The 16,831-nt window shown below is 43.3% G+C and carries 19 protein-coding genes and 10 tRNA genes; 2 read left to right on the top strand and 27 right to left on the bottom strand.

What is annotated here, in order from left to right; translation table 11 throughout:
- Position 1 precedes the first annotated feature (1 nt).
- From A8F94_RS06720 to A8F94_RS06670, 11 genes are all read right to left on the bottom strand, one after another.
- Positions 2 to 75: transfer RNA gene (locus A8F94_RS06720), tRNA-Gly, on the bottom strand.
- 13 nt (positions 76 to 88) lie between these two features.
- A tRNA-Pro gene (locus A8F94_RS06715) sits at positions 89 to 165 on the bottom strand.
- Between the two features lie 5 nt (positions 166 to 170).
- Positions 171 to 247 (bottom strand) — tRNA-Arg (locus A8F94_RS06710).
- Between the two features lie 23 nt (positions 248 to 270).
- Positions 271 to 357: transfer RNA gene (locus tag A8F94_RS06705), tRNA-Leu, on the bottom strand.
- 72 nt (positions 358 to 429) lie between these two features.
- A tRNA-Leu gene (locus A8F94_RS06700) sits at positions 430 to 514 on the bottom strand.
- A gap of 10 nt (positions 515 to 524) precedes the next feature.
- Positions 525 to 600, bottom strand: a tRNA-Lys gene (locus tag A8F94_RS06695).
- A gap of 140 nt (positions 601 to 740) precedes the next feature.
- Positions 741 to 815: transfer RNA gene (locus A8F94_RS06690), tRNA-Gln, on the bottom strand.
- Positions 816 to 840: 25 nt separating this feature from the next.
- Positions 841 to 912 (bottom strand) — tRNA-Glu (locus A8F94_RS06685).
- Positions 913 to 933: 21 nt separating this feature from the next.
- Positions 934 to 1,021, bottom strand: a tRNA-Ser gene (locus A8F94_RS06680).
- A 6-nt stretch (positions 1,022 to 1,027) separates the two neighbouring features.
- Positions 1,028 to 1,102 (bottom strand) — tRNA-Asn (locus tag A8F94_RS06675).
- A 117-nt stretch (positions 1,103 to 1,219) separates the two neighbouring features.
- The gene (locus A8F94_RS06670; protein WP_066197454.1) at positions 1,220 to 1,696 is read right to left on the bottom strand and encodes a SprT family protein; all 477 of its coding nucleotides are present in this window, start codon (positions 1,694 to 1,696) and stop codon (positions 1,220 to 1,222) included.
- 85 nt (positions 1,697 to 1,781) lie between these two features.
- Between A8F94_RS06670 and cmpA the strand changes: the two genes are divergently transcribed.
- Positions 1,782 to 1,895, top strand: coding sequence for a cortex morphogenetic protein CmpA (gene cmpA / locus A8F94_RS25345; RefSeq protein WP_139070042.1), 114 nt, complete (start codon positions 1,782 to 1,784; stop codon positions 1,893 to 1,895).
- Between the two features lie 181 nt (positions 1,896 to 2,076).
- On the opposite strand, the gene A8F94_RS06665 is transcribed toward cmpA, so the two are convergent.
- The 14 genes from A8F94_RS06665 to acpS all read right to left on the bottom strand — a co-directional run bounded on the left by A8F94_RS06665 (position 2,077) and on the right by acpS (position 13,814).
- Positions 2,077 to 4,269, bottom strand: coding sequence for a Tex family protein (locus A8F94_RS06665; RefSeq protein WP_066197442.1), 2,193 nt, complete (start codon positions 4,267 to 4,269; stop codon positions 2,077 to 2,079).
- A gap of 113 nt (positions 4,270 to 4,382) precedes the next feature.
- Positions 4,383 to 4,982, bottom strand: coding sequence for a PP2C family serine/threonine-protein phosphatase (locus A8F94_RS06660; RefSeq protein WP_066197437.1), 600 nt, complete (start codon positions 4,980 to 4,982; stop codon positions 4,383 to 4,385).
- Complete coding sequence (gene sigB / locus A8F94_RS06655) at positions 4,979 to 5,773, bottom strand: RNA polymerase sigma factor SigB (protein WP_066197434.1); 795 nt, start codon at positions 5,771 to 5,773, stop codon at positions 4,979 to 4,981. The genes A8F94_RS06660 and sigB overlap by 4 nt, the downstream gene beginning before the upstream one ends.
- A complete protein-coding gene (rsbW, locus tag A8F94_RS06650) occupies positions 5,751 to 6,224 on the bottom strand; it encodes an anti-sigma B factor RsbW (RefSeq protein WP_066197432.1) in 474 nt (157 codons plus the stop codon). Before rsbW ends, sigB begins: the two co-directional genes overlap by 23 nt.
- Complete coding sequence (locus A8F94_RS06645) at positions 6,221 to 6,553, bottom strand: anti-sigma factor antagonist (RefSeq protein ID WP_066197429.1); 333 nt, start codon at positions 6,551 to 6,553, stop codon at positions 6,221 to 6,223. Before A8F94_RS06645 ends, rsbW begins: the two co-directional genes overlap by 4 nt.
- A gap of 60 nt (positions 6,554 to 6,613) precedes the next feature.
- Entirely contained in the window at positions 6,614 to 7,624 is a 1,011-nt protein-coding gene (locus tag A8F94_RS06640; RefSeq protein WP_066197426.1) for a PP2C family protein-serine/threonine phosphatase, read from the bottom strand.
- A gap of 10 nt (positions 7,625 to 7,634) precedes the next feature.
- Positions 7,635 to 8,036 carry an anti-sigma regulatory factor gene (locus A8F94_RS06635; protein ID WP_066197423.1) on the bottom strand — a complete coding sequence of 134 codons (402 nt, stop codon included), beginning with the start codon at positions 8,034 to 8,036 and terminating at the stop codon, positions 7,635 to 7,637.
- 4 nt (positions 8,037 to 8,040) lie between these two features.
- Positions 8,041 to 8,397 carry an STAS domain-containing protein gene (locus A8F94_RS06630; RefSeq protein WP_027324001.1) on the bottom strand — a complete coding sequence of 119 codons (357 nt, stop codon included), beginning with the start codon at positions 8,395 to 8,397 and terminating at the stop codon, positions 8,041 to 8,043.
- A 2-nt stretch (positions 8,398 to 8,399) separates the two neighbouring features.
- Positions 8,400 to 9,233: an RsbT co-antagonist protein RsbRA gene (locus A8F94_RS06625; protein WP_066197420.1), complete on the bottom strand. Its 834-nt coding sequence runs from the start codon at positions 9,231 to 9,233 to the stop codon at positions 8,400 to 8,402.
- A gap of 537 nt (positions 9,234 to 9,770) precedes the next feature.
- Complete coding sequence (gene ndoA / locus A8F94_RS06620) at positions 9,771 to 10,121, bottom strand: type II toxin-antitoxin system endoribonuclease NdoA (RefSeq protein WP_043934355.1); 351 nt, start codon at positions 10,119 to 10,121, stop codon at positions 9,771 to 9,773.
- A gap of 4 nt (positions 10,122 to 10,125) precedes the next feature.
- On the bottom strand, positions 10,126 to 10,407 hold the full coding sequence (locus tag A8F94_RS06615) for a CopG family ribbon-helix-helix protein (RefSeq protein WP_066197417.1): 282 nt from the start codon (positions 10,405 to 10,407) through the stop codon (positions 10,126 to 10,128).
- A 235-nt stretch (positions 10,408 to 10,642) separates the two neighbouring features.
- Entirely contained in the window at positions 10,643 to 11,803 is a 1,161-nt protein-coding gene (gene alr / locus A8F94_RS06610; protein WP_066197414.1) for an alanine racemase, read from the bottom strand.
- A 413-nt stretch (positions 11,804 to 12,216) separates the two neighbouring features.
- Complete coding sequence (locus tag A8F94_RS06605; protein ID WP_066197411.1) at positions 12,217 to 13,239, bottom strand: LolA family protein; 1,023 nt, start codon at positions 13,237 to 13,239, stop codon at positions 12,217 to 12,219.
- A gap of 197 nt (positions 13,240 to 13,436) precedes the next feature.
- Complete coding sequence (gene acpS / locus A8F94_RS06600) at positions 13,437 to 13,814, bottom strand: holo-ACP synthase (RefSeq protein WP_066197409.1); 378 nt, start codon at positions 13,812 to 13,814, stop codon at positions 13,437 to 13,439.
- A 482-nt stretch (positions 13,815 to 14,296) separates the two neighbouring features.
- Here acpS and A8F94_RS06595 point away from each other — a divergent pair, with 482 nt between their 5' ends.
- Complete coding sequence (locus A8F94_RS06595; RefSeq protein WP_066197405.1) at positions 14,297 to 14,878, top strand: rhomboid family intramembrane serine protease; 582 nt, start codon at positions 14,297 to 14,299, stop codon at positions 14,876 to 14,878.
- A 38-nt stretch (positions 14,879 to 14,916) separates the two neighbouring features.
- Here the strand turns inward: A8F94_RS06595 and A8F94_RS06590 are convergent, their stop codons facing one another.
- Together A8F94_RS06590 and A8F94_RS06585 are read right to left on the bottom strand one after the other, a co-directional pair.
- Positions 14,917 to 16,362, bottom strand: a complete 1,446-nt coding sequence (locus A8F94_RS06590; protein ID WP_368072775.1) for a PH domain-containing protein — start codon at positions 16,360 to 16,362, stop codon at positions 14,917 to 14,919.
- Positions 16,352 to 16,831, bottom strand: coding sequence for a PH domain-containing protein (locus A8F94_RS06585; RefSeq protein ID WP_066197403.1), 480 nt, complete (start codon positions 16,829 to 16,831; stop codon positions 16,352 to 16,354). Before A8F94_RS06585 ends, A8F94_RS06590 begins: the two co-directional genes overlap by 11 nt.

Genomic DNA, 16,831 nt, shown 5'->3' with positions numbered 1-16,831 from the left:
TTGGAGCGGGTGATGGGAATCGAACCCACGACATCAGCTTGGAAGGCTGGAGTTTTACCATTAAACTACACCCGCATATAAAATTGAATGGTCGGGAAGACAGGATTCGAACCTGCGACCCCTTGGTCCCAAACCAAGTGCTCTACCAAGCTGAGCTACTTCCCGTAATATGGCGCGCCCGAAAGGAGTCGAACCCATAACCTTCTGATCCGTAGTCAGACGCTCTATCCAATTGAGCTACGGGCGCATATATAAATCTAACATAATAGTTGGTGCGGCCGAGAGGACTTGAACCTCCACGGTGTTGCCACCACTAGGCCCTCAACCTAGCGCGTCTGCCGATTCCGCCACGACCGCATGTATTTCAGCGACAAGATTTATCTTAACACTTTCTCGTTCGTTTTGCAACTGGTATTTTTTTCTTTTCAGTGGTGCGGGTGAAGGGAGTCGAACCCCCACGCCTCGCGGCGCCAGATCCTAAGTCTGGTGCGTCTGCCAATTCCGCCACACCCGCTTGATTATTATGGTGAGCCATGAAGGACTCGAACCTTCGACCCTCTGATTAAAAGTCAGATGCTCTACCAACTGAGCTAATGGCTCGTAAAGGGATAGAACCCTATAAAATAGTTAAGCTTACAGTCTGTGCTCCGCAGAACTTACGTCCCGCTCCGCAACTCGCAGCAAACGCATTGAAGCGCCGCTCGTCTCTACCAACTGAGCTAATGGCTCAAAACAACAAATGGCTGGGCTAGCAGGATTCGAACCTACGAATGACGGAGTCAAAGTCCGTTGCCTTACCGCTTGGCTATAGCCCAATATATGGAGAGATTTCCATCTCGATGACCCCTACGGGATTCGAACCCGTGTTACCGCCGTGAAAGGGCGGTGTCTTAACCGCTTGACCAAGGGGCCACATTAAAAAGTTATACAGAGCGGAGAAGGAGGGATTTGAACCCTCGCGCCGGTTGCCCGACCTACACCCTTAGCAGGGGCGCCTCTTCAGCCTCTTGAGTACTTCCCCAAAAAATGGCTCCGCAGGTAGGACTCGAACCTACGACCGATCGGTTAACAGCCGATTGCTCTACCACTGAGCTACTGCGGAATAATCAAAAATTATTAACTTTTACTGCCAACATCTCCTGTCGACTCTTTACATTATAATGACCGCTCAAACCAAAGTCAAGGAGAATTAAACAATAAATTTTTCCTGAACTTCCAATCACTGCACGACTCGAACTTCCTCGACTTTGCGGAGTTTTCCACGGCATTTCCCACATACATACCTCGATACATCCAGTTTTCTCTTACGTTGATAGGTTGTCCCACAAGCAGCACATTCATAAGTGATAATTTTGCCGGACCTTCTCTTCATTTGTTTTTCTGGCAACTGGCCGCAAAACCGCGGAGCATCAACCTTTTTCAACAACAGCCTGAAATCAGCGTCCCTATGTCGGTATCCTTTGCCTGCAAGATGAAGGTGATAATGGCATAGTTCGTGTTTTATAATCCCTACCATCTCATCAAAACCAAGCTGATCGAGATATTTCCTGTTTATCTCTATATTATGGGTATTCAGCAAATACCGCCCACCCGTTGTTTTTAGCCTTGGGTTAAAAATAGCCTCATGCTTGAAGGGAATACCAAATAGCTGCAACGATAACTCCTCAGTCAGTTTTTGAAGCTCGTGATTCTCCATTCTTACTTTTGCCCCACTTTCCATGAACATGACAACCAATTATAACATACTATACAGAAATCAGGGAGCGACGGGAGGGAATCCAATGCCTACTTGGTTTCAGAACAGAATGAGGCGGGCTTTTTACGAAAAAAACCGTTATCAAATCAAACTCTTGAACCAATGCTGGTTCTTTTATAGAAAAAACAACCCCGCCTGACAGTACAGATTCTTACACACATAAATTGTATAGTAGAAAAACTGGAATGCGCCAGTATTATCGGCAAATGGCAAAGTTTTTCTTATGCGTTAGGAAAGTATCCATATATACTTTCCTATTAGCCAACAAGACGCGCCCTATGGCACGCCTTGTTTATTTGATGGCATTTTGTCGTTGACTTTTATTTTTGCACCAAGGTTATGTTTTCAGGACCTAGCATGGTCAGGGATACACGGCCTTTTTGTTTGTCAACAGAATCCACCCAAACCGTTACTACATCTCCTACAGATACAACATCCAACGGATGCTTTACAAACTGTTTCCTCAGTTTGCTAATATGAACAAGGCCATCTTGCTTTACTCCTATATCCACGAATGCACCAAAATCCACAACATTCCGGACAGTTCCCTGCAGTTCCATACCCGTCTTGAGATCTTCAAGTTTAAGGACATCCTTTTTCAACAAAGGAGCATCCAGCTCTTCGCGAGGGTCCCTCTCCGGGCGCATTAAAGCATCAATTATATCCTTTAGTGTAATTTCACCTATGGAAAGTTCCTGTGCCAATCCGCTAATATCCAACCCAGCAAGAGCAGCTTTTAAACGTTCGCTTCCCAAGTCTTCTGAAGTAAAACCAAGGCTTGAAAGCAATTTTTTAACCGAGTTATAATTCTCGGGGTGTATTCCTGTTCGATCCAACGGCTCGGCCCCCTCAGTTATCCTTAGAAAACCAATTGCCTGTTCATATGTTTTAGCCCCAAGGCGAGGAATTTTCTTTAACTCTTGCCGGTTCGTAAATTTCCCTTCCTCTTCCCGTCTTTTAACGATGTTTCCAGCAGTCGTTTTGGTCAAGCCAGCTACATATTGCAGTAGTGACACTGAAGCAGTATTTACATTGACTCCTACCTGGTTTACAGCTGTTTCTACTACAAAGTGAAGAGATTCAGAGAGCCGTTTTTGAGAAACATCATGTTGGTATTGGCCAACTCCAACTGATTTTGGGTCTATTTTAACGAGCTCAGAAAGCGGGTCTTGAAGTCTCCTTCCGATTGAAACAGCACTTCTTTCCTCTACCTGCAAGTGGGGAAATTCCTCGCGTGCCAAATCAGATGCAGAATATACACTAGCACCCGCTTCATTTACTATCAAGTAGAAGATTTCGCGTGTTACCTCTTTAAGGATATCTGCAACAAATTGCTCGGTTTCCCTGGAGGCTGTTCCATTCCCAATCGCAATCATCTCAACGTTAAATTCCTCAAGGAGGTGAATGAACTTTTCATTGGCTTCCCGCCTTTTGGCTACAGGAGGGTGAGGATAGATAACATCAATTTTTAATACCTTACCCGTATCATCAATTACTGCAAGCTTGCATCCTGTCCTATAAGCAGGGTCGACTGCAAGTACCACCCTTCCTTTTAAAGGAGGCTGCAGCAAAAGCTTCCGAAGATTTTCCGCAAAAATATGGATAGCCTGTTCCTCAGCCTTTTCAGTTAGCTCATTTCTGATTTCGCGCTCAATCGAAGGCTGTATCAATCTTTTATAAGCATCCTCAATCGCTTCTTTTACAACAGATGCGGCTGGGGAGAACGTTTTAAGTATCCATTTCTTAGTGAGATAATTCAGGATTGAATCTGTTCCAGCCTTTATCGATACGCGAAGAATCTCGTCCTTTTCCCCGCGGTTTAAAGCCAAAATGCGATGCGGGACAATTTTTCCAGCTGGTTCTTCATATTCATAATACATTTCGTAAACCTTTTTCTCATCCTTGTCAGCATCTTTAACAGAAGATGTGATTACGCCGGATCGATATGTTTCCTTACGGATCCATTTCCTGCCGTCCGCGTCATCTGAGACGCGTTCGGCAATGATATCCTTAGCCCCATTAATCGCTTCTTCGGCTGAAAGAACTTCTTTTTCTTCCGAAATGAATTCCTCAGCTTTTTGCTCAACGGATCCTTTTGAAAATGTTAGAAGCCATTCTGCTAAAGGTTCGAGTCCCTTTTCCTTTGCAACGGTCGCCTTGGTCCTGCGCTTCTGTTTATAGGGCCTGTACAAATCCTCCAGCTCCTGGAGCTTTGTCGCTTGGTTAATTTTGAAAGTTAATTCATCAGTCAGTTTCCCTTGTTCCGAAATGGATTTTATTATTTCACCTTTTCTTTGATCGAGGCTCTGCACATAATGCCAACGATCCAATATAGCGCGAATCTGAACCTCATCGAGGGAGCCTGTCTGTTCTTTACGATATCGGGCAATGAATGGCACTGTATTCCCTTCATTGACCATAGATATGACATTATGTACTTGTTTAAAAGCAAGTCCTTGCTCTTTGGCAATTAGCTTTGCAAATTCATCCTGCTTTGATAACGTGTCGTTCATCCAAGCATTCCTCCACTCATCTGACTTACCTCCTTATTGTATCAAATTATCCTCGATTCCTCTCTTTTTCTTGGGATTTGCCGCGCATCAGGTCATTAAAAAAGAAGCCTGCATTATTGCAGGCTTCCAATAATAAACGTTGCATCGTCTGATTTGTTCGTGTACTTTCGTTTAATTTCTTCCGCAATCATTGTTACAGGGAACAATCCTTTCAACAATGCTTTTACTCCCTGAAACTCGTATCCATCTGAGAAAATTAGGAATTTTGAATGGGGGTCATAAGAAAAGCGCTGTGTATGGTAGGTTTGTGGTTTGCCGGATAAGTATCCAGTCACAGGCAAGGGATAGGTCAGCTTTCCCTTTGAAGAGTAAAGGAAGAATCGAATATTGCCGACGCAGCTATACACAAATTCCCTAGCATGAAAGTATACTTTCAAAACCGAAACAGCCGCACCCCTTTTATGCAAAAGAGCATCATTGCAAAATTTCATTAAAGTCTCTACATCTTCATGATGATTTTGTTCTACTGCCACTACTACAGACTTTGAGGCTTCATACGCATGCTCGCCACTTCCAAGCCCATCAGCCAACACACAGACGAAGTAATCATCTGTGGCCATAAAATAATAGCTGTCCCCGCAGTAAGCCTTGCCTTCTTTGGCTGTCTGATATGCATAAACTTCAATGTTGCTTTTCACAAGATGATCGTTCATGAAAGACACTCCGAATTGTTTGTCTCCGAATTAATGGCTTCCTGCAATTTCTTAATTGCGCGCCTTTGCAAACGGGAAACGTGCATTTGAGATATCCCCAGCTTATCACCAGCATCCTTTTGGCTCATGTTTTCCAAATAGGTGTACTGGATGATTTTCTTTTCACGGTCATTCAAGACATGAAGGACCTTCTCAAGAACGAGGCGTTGGTTTATCCTTTCATATCCTTCGTCTACACTTCCTACTATGTCAAGAAGTGTTACTGTCCCGCCATCAGAATCAGCCTCGATCGAGTGATCCACTGAGAGAGCCTGGTAGCTTTTCCCCATTTCCATGGCTTCCAGTACTTCTTCCTCCGAAACCTCGAGGGCCTCCGCTATTTCAATAACCTTGGGAGACCGGTGCAGTTTTGTTGTTAATTCTTCAACAGTCGTTTTAATTTTTGGCCCAAGTTCTTTTATTCTTCTGGGAACATGAACACTCCATGTTTTGTCACGAAGGAAACGTTTAATTTCCCCAATGATTGTAGGTACGGCAAATGCCTCAAAACTTTTCCCAAAAGATTCGTCATAACGCCTGATTGCCCCCAGCAGGCCTATCATGCCTACCTGGAATATATCCTCATGGAACGAACGGCCTTTTGAGTACTTTCGGGCAATCGTTTCAACCAAGTTCTTATAATGAAGTACTAATTGATCCTGTGCACTTTCATCCTGGTGAAGCTGGTATGCTTTGATTAGCTCATTTACTTCCTGTTTGCTAGAAGTATTAGGTTGAGATTGTTTCGACATCCGTCTCCACCTGCTCTCCTTCAAGGTATTTCGTCATGAAGACGGTAACACCTTCCTTGTGGTGAATCCTGACTTCATCCATTAATGTTTCAATCAGGTAGAGACCCAAGCCTCCTTCACGCAAAAACTCCACGGAATCATTTTCTTCATAGCGGCCCAAGCCTTTTCTGGCTGATTCAAAATCAAAGCTTTGCCCGCTGTCAGCCACCATAACTTCAAGGCGGTCTGAATACAGGCCAAATCCAACTATTACTTCACCGGGTTCATTACTTTTATAGGCATGCTGCACAGCATTTGTACAAGCCTCACTCGTGGCAATTTTCAAGTCTTCCAAATCATCATATGAAAAACCCATTCGGCTGGCAATCCCCGATAGCGTCAGGCGTATGACACCAACATATTCAGGCTTTGCCGGGATTTTCATTTCGATATAGTCAAACGCCTGGCTCATTGCACTCCACCTTCTATCTGGCTGTTGATATCGATAATATCTGCCAAACCAGTAATCTCAAACAACCTTTTCAACCGGTCAGACAACCCCACAAGCTTGAATTCACCGTCATGGCTCCTAACCGATTTAAAAACACCCACGATTACGCCTAGACCGGTACTATCCATGTAGGAAACTTCAGAAAGATCTATTACCATTTTGACATTATTTTTCTCGGAAAGCGGGAAAACAGCCTCACGGAGTTTTGGTGCTGTATAGGCATCGATTTCCCCGTTAACATATATTTCAACAAAATCATTTGATTCATTGACGTCAAGTTTAATATTCATTTGACCCACCCCTGTCTATTTTTTATATACCGCTTAAAACTTTACCCTTTTTAAACAGGCTTAAACGTTTCTTTTTAAAATGATTAATGTAAAATCATCCCTGAGCTGGAAGTCCTGTAGCCTTTCCAAATCTTTATAGATATTATTGACGATCTCCTGGGCTTCCATATGGATATATTTCCTTATGTATCCAATCAATGCATCCCGTTCAAGAAATCCTTCCTCGGTACGGCACTCGGTTACACCATCAGACATTAGGATAATCATATCTCCTGGTTTTACTTCCCGCTCAAATTGAAGATATTTAGTCTTTTTTTCAATTCCCAGCAAAAGGCCTTTTGCCTCCATCTCCAAAAACTCATCGGTTTCAGCAACATAGTAAAATCCTGGTTCATGGCCCGCGGATGAATAATGAAAAACGTGGGTTTGTGGATTATACATTCCATAAAACATTGTGATAAACATACTTGGGTCTACGTTCTGTTCAACAACACGGTTCAGGCTTTCAAGTACCATATGAGGCGCATGCCGGTTTTCAGGCAGGCTATCCATTGCATATTTGATCATGGACATACAAAGTGCGGCAGGAATTCCTTTTCCAATTACATCGGCTATAGCAACGTTTACACAGCCATTGTCATCCAAAACAAAGTGAAAGTAATCGCCGTTCATATGCCTGGCCGGTACACTCAGAGCACCGATGTCCATCCCTTCTACTTTCGGAATAGAAGTTCCCAAAAGAGTTTGCTGAACGTTTGCCGCAATTTCCATTTCTGTACGGTATTCCAACTGCTTGTTTCTTAAGCTTTGATGTTCCGAATATGCAAGGCCATACCCTACCATCACCTCAAGAAGAACATCGAAGGAATGGACTATGCTCTCGGGAACATCAGGATAAAGATCAAGAAGCAGGCTTTTATGAAGGCTGACAATTTCCTCCGGGGATATGTTTTTCTCAATTAATTCCCTGGTAAACTTTTGTCCCTGGTACAAGGTTTGCTCTGATTGCTCTTTCAGGTAATCCATTAAAATATTCCGGTACTTTTCTTCCATGTTACCCCGCAAATCCATCGTATTCCCCCTAACGGAGCCATTTTACTGCTCGTATATCCGTTCCTTTGCCAGGCGATGAGAGAATGTCAAATTCATCCATGAGTCGCTTTACACCAGGAAGGCCGGCTCCGAGGCCGCCCGATGTTGAGAATCCATCTTCCATCACCTGTCTGATATCACCAATACCCGGGCCGCTATCTACTGCAATTACTTTCAGGCCTGACTTGTTGCCCTCATATATTTTTTCTATACAAATTTGCCCCTGTCCGGCATATAAATAGATGTTTCTCGCCAGTTCACTAATTGCGGTAGTGATCCTGGCTTGGTCCACTGTGCCGAACCCCAGCTCTTTGGCTACATTACGGCCAAGCTGGCGGGCAGCCACAATGTCCCATTCGTTCAGGATTTTTACACAGGATTGGATGCCCATCTAGCTAATCCCCCAATTCCTGTTGTAATTTCTCCAAACCTTTTTCTAAGTCTAATGCCGTCAGGACATCTTCCAATCCAATTCCCAGTTCAATCAGCGTAATTGCAACAGCAGGCTGAATCCCCGTAATAACGACCTTGGCTCCCATCAGTTTGGACATGCTAATCACATCGCCTAGTACTTTGGCGATAAAGGAGTCGATAAAATCAATTGAGGTAATATCTATGACAACCCCATTTGCACTTGTTTCGTGAATTTTATGGAGCAGATCTTCCTGGAACTGGAGGGCTGTCTGGTCATCCAGTTCCCACTGAATGGAAACAAGCAGGCAGTCATGCAGCTTTAAAATCGGTATCCTCATTCTCATTTTGTACCCTCCACCTTCATTATTTTCCTATTTGTAAGTTCAAGTGCTGCCTCTACACCTTTTTTTAATGTATTTTTTGTTGTGAATTGATTTAAGTCAATTCCAAGATTGACAATTGTTTGGGCAATCTCGGGCCTGATTCCGCATAGCATACATTTCGCACCGACCAGGCGAACTGCTTCTGCAGCCTGGATAATATGGTGCGCAACCATTGTATCTACAACCGGAACCCCTGTTATATCTATCAATACAACCTCGGACCGGTGTTTAACCACCCCGGTCAGCAGGTTTTCCATGATCTGTTTTGCCCGTTCTGTATCAATTGTACCAACCAATGGCATAACGGTAATTCCTTCAAACACAGGTATGAGAGGAGCAGATAATTCCTGGAGGGCAATCTTTTGCAAGGAAACAGTTCGTTCCCACGTCCTCGAATAAACATCGACCACTTCATTTTGCAAAGGGCTTATCCAACGGTCGAACGTATAGATAACCTCCATCTGGTTAACCTCGTTGACAATTCCCTTCTGCTGCATTCCTTCAAAAACAATCTTGCTGAATACTCTGATTCCCTCAATAACAAAATGGAGAGGCCAACCGAGCCTGACCACCTTTTCGGCAAATTCAACAAGCCTGTTTTGGAATTCCTCTTTCGATCCCTTAAGGCTGGAGATGATTAAATCAATGAACTCTGAACTAGTCATCACAAAGACCTGTTCAGTAACGAGCTTTGTTCCTCTTTCATCACCTTCTGACTTCATTCGGTCAATCCATTCTGTCACAAGCCCGTGTTTTTGTTCTTCTACATATTCCACTATTAAGTTCTCCACTCTGCCCCTCCCATATCTCCAGATATCTTTTCATCTACTTAAAAAATCATTTCAATAATGATTTGTCATAAATTGTTCGGATTTATCCTAATTTAATTAAATGATAACAGTTTTAAACAGTCAATTCCAAAATATCGTATTTCTTAAAAGTATAAGCGGTTATTTCGGAAAGACACCATAAATTGTTTATAAACGGGGGGATATCTGCCTATAACTAGAATCTGCTTATAACTAGAATCTCCCTAACCAAAGACTATCACTTATACCCGTATACCTCTATATTCAAACTCATTATTTAACATAAATTAAAAATTATTGTATTCAAGTTGCTGATAACTTTTACCAGGGTCTTACGCTTTTGTAAGAAAGGATGGGAGACTGTGGAGATATCGCAAGTCTTTCAAGTTGGCCAAACAAGCAATAGAGAATGAGGATCATGAAATTCAAATAAAAAGACAAGCCACTTAGGCTTGCCTGGATCAGAATCATTCGTATGAGGTGGTATGTAAAGTACGCTCAGAAAAGAGCGTAAATTTGTTAAAATTCGATGAGACCCACGCTTATTTGCAAGGCTTCATCCACTTTTTCCATCATTTCGTCATCAAGATGTGTGATTTTATCAGTCAATCGCTGTTTGTCGATTGTCCGAATCTGTTCCAGCAAGATAACGGAATCCCGTTCAAAACCATAGCGTTTCGCATCGATTTCAACATGGGTAGGCAGCTTGGCTTTCTGGATTTGAGCCGTGATTGCTGCAATGATTACTGTGGGACTGAACCGGTTCCCGATGTCGTTTTGAATGACAAGGACCGGACGGACGCCGCCTTGTTCAGAACCGACAACTGGGGATAGGTCTGCAAAATAAACGTCACCACGTTTAACAATCAAAGGATTATCCTCCGCTTACAAGACGTTCAACAGTATGTTCCGCCTCATATTCAGCGAGGAATGCTTCTGATGCAATCGTCAGATTAATTTTGGCCATCTCCATGTAACCGCGCCTCATGGCTTCACGAATTTGTCTTTTTTTCCGTTCGCGCATATAAGCCTTTGTTGCCTGGTAAATAAATTCACTGCGGTTTACATTTTCAAGCTTGACGATTCCGTCCAACTCGGTTAAAAGATGTTGCGGTAATTTCACCAGGATTTCCGTTGTTGCGCCAGTCTCTGACACAAGCTACACCTCCACCATCACTATACAGACCATATTTTGTTACAGCCCGGCATACGCCAAGCCTCTCTCTTTAACGGGCAATTCCGCCCTTTTAGTTTCGGACAAGAAGTTGCCATACTTTCTACCAGTTTTAATAATAACACGATTCACAAGGCTTGCAAAGCGAATTTAGTAATCCAAAGCTAGTATCGGCATAAAAAACAGGTTTTTATACGCTTTATTCGCGATACAGACATTATAAGCGCAGCAGATTGTTCCGAAGCCCCACAGTTTTCCCCTCTTTTTTATACACCCTGGGCACTCTGTTTGAAATAATACAGGGAATTTCATAATTAATAGTCTCAAGCTTTTCTGCGATTTCGTCAATGCTGACAAACTCGTCCCCCTGTCCTCCAATCAGGGTGACAGAAGTACCGGGAGGAAGATATTCATTAAGCCGAACCATACATTGGTCCATACAAATTCTTCCCACAATCGGTGCTCTTTTGCCATTCACTAGAACTTCTTGGCCTTGGAGCCTGCGGATCCAGCCATCGGCATACCCGATTGGAATTGTACCAATCCACTCATTGCCAGACGCTTCATAGGTCGCTCCATAGCTGACCTTCTCTCCTTTATGAAGCTGTTTTACCTGGACCAGCCTAGAGTGGAGAGTAAACGATTCATGAAGAGAGACAGGCAAATCAGCTTTAATTTCCGTTGAAGGCGATAAGCCGTACATCGATATACCGAGCCTCACAGCATTGAATCTGGCATTTGCGTATCTCATCCCGGCCGCGCTGTTACTGGCATGGATATAGCGCGGATATATTTTTAAAGCTTCAAGCATTTCTTCAAATTGCTTGAGTTGCTTCATAAAATATTTGTCGTCCTGTTCATCTGCGGTAGCAAAGTGAGTGAAAATCCCCTCAAAATTAATCCTCGAATCATGATAAATGAAATTTTCGGCGGTTTTTAACGCCTCAATATCTTTAAAACCAAGCCGCCCCATTCCCGTGTCTACTTTTAAATGAACATTCAGCCTATGGCTGCCAAGATAATCTGCAGCTTTTATAAGCCATTCCATATCATATGCTGTCACAGCCAGATTATGGCTGGCAGCAATGGACACATCTTCCGGACGGGTAGCCCCTAATATAAGAATAGGAGAAGTTAATCCTTTTTTGCGAAGGGCAAGTGCCTCGTCCATGAAGGCAACTGCCAAATAACTGGCCCCCGCTTCAAGCGCAGTCTTTGCCACTTGTATATCACCGTGGCCATAAGCATTTGCCTTGACTACTGCAATCACTTCAACATCCTCAGGCAACAATCCTTTAATGGCTGATACATTTTTATAAATTGAATCCAAGTCTATTTCAGCCCACGTATCTCTGTAAAAAAAACCTTGTTCTTCCATTTGTTCACTTCCTGATACATATCAATGTTCAATTTATTTATTTTATTTATACCGCGTTTACGGGCTGTAAGATCCCCCACCTTAATTGAAGAAATGCAGGTGGAGGACAACAGCCCTAAAAGCCCGATTGATAAGGTACAGTGAAACTTGCCGCTAAGTACTTCAGCGGCTTAGTTGAACCAATCGGGTTCGTAGTGCCGCTTTATCGCCGTGCCTTTTGGCGAATTAGCGGCACTAGAACGGGACTAACAACCAGCGGGGGATAAAAGACCTCCGCTGACTGAAGTATCACTTCATTTTATCATACTCTCAACCGGGCCCCTAACACGAAGATAAAGCTAACATTTACCAACAGCCATCAAATAATTCGGCAGGCCTCCTTAGGCCTGCCGAATTTGTATTGTTTTGTGAAGTTATTTTACCAATTCACCCTGCACCGACATGGCAATCGATACCATTTCTGCTGCTGTCAAGTCTTTAGAGGCAATCCTATAGTCTATTCCATCCTGATTCCAGGAGATTGACTGTTTCGTGATTGCTCCGATTGTAAAGCCAAGATCGACGGGGTCCCCGTTCATATCAGCCGGATAGGAAGCAGTTGCCTGTTCAACCAATCGTTTTTCCTGAATAAGCGTGAATGACTTCTCTCCGCCATACGTTAAGACCACCCTTTTGCCATCCTCGATTGATACTTCCTTTTCTTGCACAAGTGAAACTCCAGGCATTTCTGCCGATGGATACTTAACAGTAAAGGATGTGTCTTTGCTTCCTCCATCAGCCATGGCAGGCATGCCAACCTGTGCCCTCGTCATATTCTTTTGCATATCAAAATCCTTTTTATTAAAACTTGCATTGAACTTTACCTTTGAAAACTTGACTGTCACCAATGAATTCCGATCAGCGTCCATTACTTTTACAACAGCTGGCGACAAGTCATCCTTATTCAGTTTTATTTCCTGTAGTGGCAGCATTTGATTGTTTTGGTATCTGGTTTTGGTTTCAAAAACATAATAATCATCCGTGGATGAAAATTTGGCGTTTTTATCATCAATAATATCTTGAATTAATGACTCATATAAATAGGCCTGGCTGCTGTTCTTTGGCCAGTCACTTTGGAACCGAAAACTTTTGTTTAGTGCTGGTGTAAGAACGAAAACCCCTTCATCGTTCCGTAGAATCATCTGGCTTTGATCTTTCTTGGCATTTTTTAGATTGACCCGGTAATAGGAGGGATCCTTATGCCAAATTTCAACGTCATAAACCTGAGGGCTCGCACCCATGGCAAGGGTCATTTTTGCATTGACCTTATAGCCGGACAGGTCCTCGAGCTTTCCTTCCAAATCTTTGCGGACAGACTCCTGTGACTGAGCGCCACAAGCCGACAGGGCCAATACAGCCAGCAGCCCGGCCATTAGCAGCAATACTTTTCTCCTCATTCCTTCAACCCCTTCTTGTCTATTCAACTCGTTTCGGGATCGGCGCTCTCTTGCCTTTACAGCCCGTCTTCCCTATGTCAATACGAATATATGAGACAACCTTGAGGTTTATGATAGCTTGCCCTTAAAACTTGGTTCGATTTTTCCCCTCTCCAATGTCCACAACCAGGATTGTTACCGACCAGACTATATAATTTTCAGACCGTTTGGTCCGGCATTGCATCATCCGCCTCAATAACAACTTGAGCCGCCGCAAATTGAGCAGTATGAGTGATGGACAGGTGGGCAGAGACATTCCCCGGCTTTTTAAAGTAAGGCTTACCGCTTAATGCCTTTCCAATTTCGATATCATGAAACGAGAGTTTTTCCCCAATTCCAGTTCCAAAAGCCTTCGCAAACGCCTCCTTCGCGGCAAACCTTCCTGCGAGGAACTCAGCACGCCTTCTCTCCGGCAGGGTTAAATACAAATCCATTTCCGCCAATGTTAAAATTCTCTCCGGAAATCTTTCCTGCCGTTCGATCAGTTTTTTTATCCTGCCAATCTCTACTAAATCCATTCCAATTCCTTTAATCATGTCCTTCTCCTTCTATTTAGGATTTTATTTACATACCAATAGCATAAGTTGGATTTTAAAATAGAATAACGGCTATCATGGTAATAAGAATAGGTTATTCATCAAATAATCTGGTTAAATTAGTTTGTTGATTTCAGCTTCACTAATTCCAAGAATAATCATTTCAGAGACAGGCGCATTTTCCTGTCGCGAGGGTTCTCGGACCTTAGGGGCATGCGGCGAGCCTGTCTAGCCGCGGTTCCAATTTGCTCGGCTCTAAAGCGTCTGTGGGGTCTCACCTGTCCCGCTGGACGTTGAATAATCTTCCCTAAAAAAAGCACCGCAGGAGAAAATGCATCTTTTGCATTTTCGAACGAGCTCCCACCTTCCGTGCCAAATCAACTGTTCTATTATCGCAAACCAGAACTTATGGTTAAGTTCTAAGAATAGAATGCTATAAAAGGCAATCACCGAAAAAGTCATTCGCTAAAGGAGTGGGCCACATGTTTACGAGGACTGAGAGTCTCGGCCAGTTTATCCGTTTCTATCCAATCGTGTCCGCAATCATTGCTGTTAATATCGTTATCTACCTTTCGACGGAATTGCCATTCCTCCCAAACTATTGGATTATGGAGCGTTTAACAGGCGTAAACCTATATATAGCTGAGGGAGAATGGTGGAGACTCGTCACTCCAATTTTTATGCATGGCGGATTTTCACATTTGTTATTTAATTGTTTTTCGCTTGTTTTATTCGGCCCTGGCCTCGAAAGGATGCTTGGCCGCGGCAAGTTTGTTTTCGTCTATCTTCTCTCCGGGATTGCCGCTAATGTGGCAACCTTTATTCTTGAGCCTCTCTCATTTAGTCATGTTGGATCCAGTGGAGCGATATTTGGCTTATTCGGATATTATGTTGCCATTGTTCTCTATAAGAAAAACAGGATGTCCCAATCGGATAGCCAGATTATTTTAACGATCGCCGCCATTTCTGTTGTCATGACCTTTTTTCAGCCCAACATTAACATTACTGCCCATGTGTTTGGCATTTTAGCCGGCTTCTTAATCGGCGCTTCTTCGAAACGGTAGAGAGATGGCCGCTCCACTAAATTAGGAGCGGCCATCTTTTATTTCAATTCATTCTGTGAATACCAGGTATAAATGAAAAGTGCGTCAGCAGCATCCAAATCGCGCACTCCACCTCCCGCAATGCCGAACCCCGACTTTGCATAAGCGTCGACTCGTGCAAGCTGCTTTCGTTTTTGAAAATAGCTTTCACTCATATCCAAGGATTGAATTTTATTTTTCAACAAATAAACAGTTGTTTTGGAAACAATTCTAAATCGCAGGCTCAACTGTCTTCCACTTACCCCCCAACCGGCTGAGCGATAGCAAATATAGGCCCAGACTACCCCCAGGATAGGGAGCAATAAAGCAAGATAACCCCATGGCCTTAGTAAAAATATGGCTGCCGCCGCAATAGGCAATGTATACAGCATGCTCCTGACCGCATATCGGACCAGCGCCCTTTTTGGAATCCGAACAAGATTTGTATTAAAATGGTAAGAAGGCAACTGTCCGCCCAGAATCCTTTCAATTTCACTTACCTTTACAAGTGGTAAAAGAAGAACCTTTGCACTATCCTTATCCACCGCTGAACCCCCAGCGCTCTCTACCTGCACTGAAGCATAGCCAAACAGTTCCCTCAAAGGGTTTTGGGTAATTTGAATGGCCTGAATCCTCTTTAGAGGAATCGTCATTTTCCTTTTTTCAAGTAAACCACGGGAAATGATTAAATCATCATTTGTTTTCATTACTACATAGTTTCCGTATTTAATCATTGTTCCGGCAATTGCCAGTATCCACGCAATAAGAAACCCCAAAAATATTAGGATTGAAACAAAAATTACTCCATTAGCAATAATTGTTTCAACCTCGCTGAAAATTCTTTTATACGGTATGAATTCATCAAATTGAGAAAATAAAGCAAAAACCGCTGATATAACAACGCCAATTCCACCCGAAGTGGATGCCATTAAAAGCAACAAAGGCGGTGACAGCGTATAAATGACATGATCAACATGTTTAGTTTCCGCTTCATTGCTTGTGCCAGCGAATTTTCTTCCAGAAAAGATTGCTTCCTCTAAAGCCTCGGCTTCCTTCCTAGTGATTGCAGTTAACTCCGCTTCCGTGGCCTCACTCCCAGTGCCCCCGCCAGCGGTTTCAATTTTAATCTGCACTAAGCCGAATGGGCGATGAAAAATCCCCTCGGACTGATCAATACTTTGAATCCGTTCAAGCGGTATGTATCGTTTCTTTCTAATAAAAATCCCGTATTCCAGCTTTAGTTCATTTTCCTCTATTCTATAAGTAAACCGGAGCCAGGTTAAAATCCCGCTTACAATTGCTACTAGAACGCCGATAATTGCAAAAAGGATAAGGACTATTCTCCGCCCGCCACCACTTGAACCGAACAAAAGGAACGCTACGGCCGGTACAATCAGCTCTTTCAACTTTTTAATGGAAATAATTGCAGCAGATGCGGGATGAAGCCGCTTTGGTTCAAACATCATCGTCAGTCACCCTCGCCAACCTTGATATTTGTACCCTCAAACCTTCTGCCTCTGCTTCCTCAAGGGCAGGGATTTCATGAGTTGTCGCAGCTGTAGATATCATCACAGTTGCCAAATTATATTTCCGAAGAATCGGACCCTGGAATGTATCGACATGCTGAACACGGACCATTGGGATTAGTGTGCGCTGAACAACAAATAAACCTTGCTGAAGTTCAATCTCTTGTTCACGAACCTCATACCGCCACCGTCTCCACCGAATTCCAGGGAATACAATAACTGATAGGATGGTATGGATTAGCTCAAGCAATACCAGCAGTGCCAATATCCAGAGAGGCCAATCAAAAATAAAGAAAAGGGATGCAACCGTTACCAGAACCGACCAAGCACATGCTGCAATGATCCCATTTGATATTCTCCAAACTTTAAGTGCTTTTTCAGAAATCCTTGTTTCAGGCCGTGATATCAT

The organism is Bacillus sp. FJAT-27225, from assembly GCF_001685025.1.
GTDB lineage: Bacteria > Bacillota > Bacilli > Bacillales > Cytobacillaceae > Bacillus_D.
This window is presented reverse-complemented; position numbering and strand designations above follow the sequence as displayed.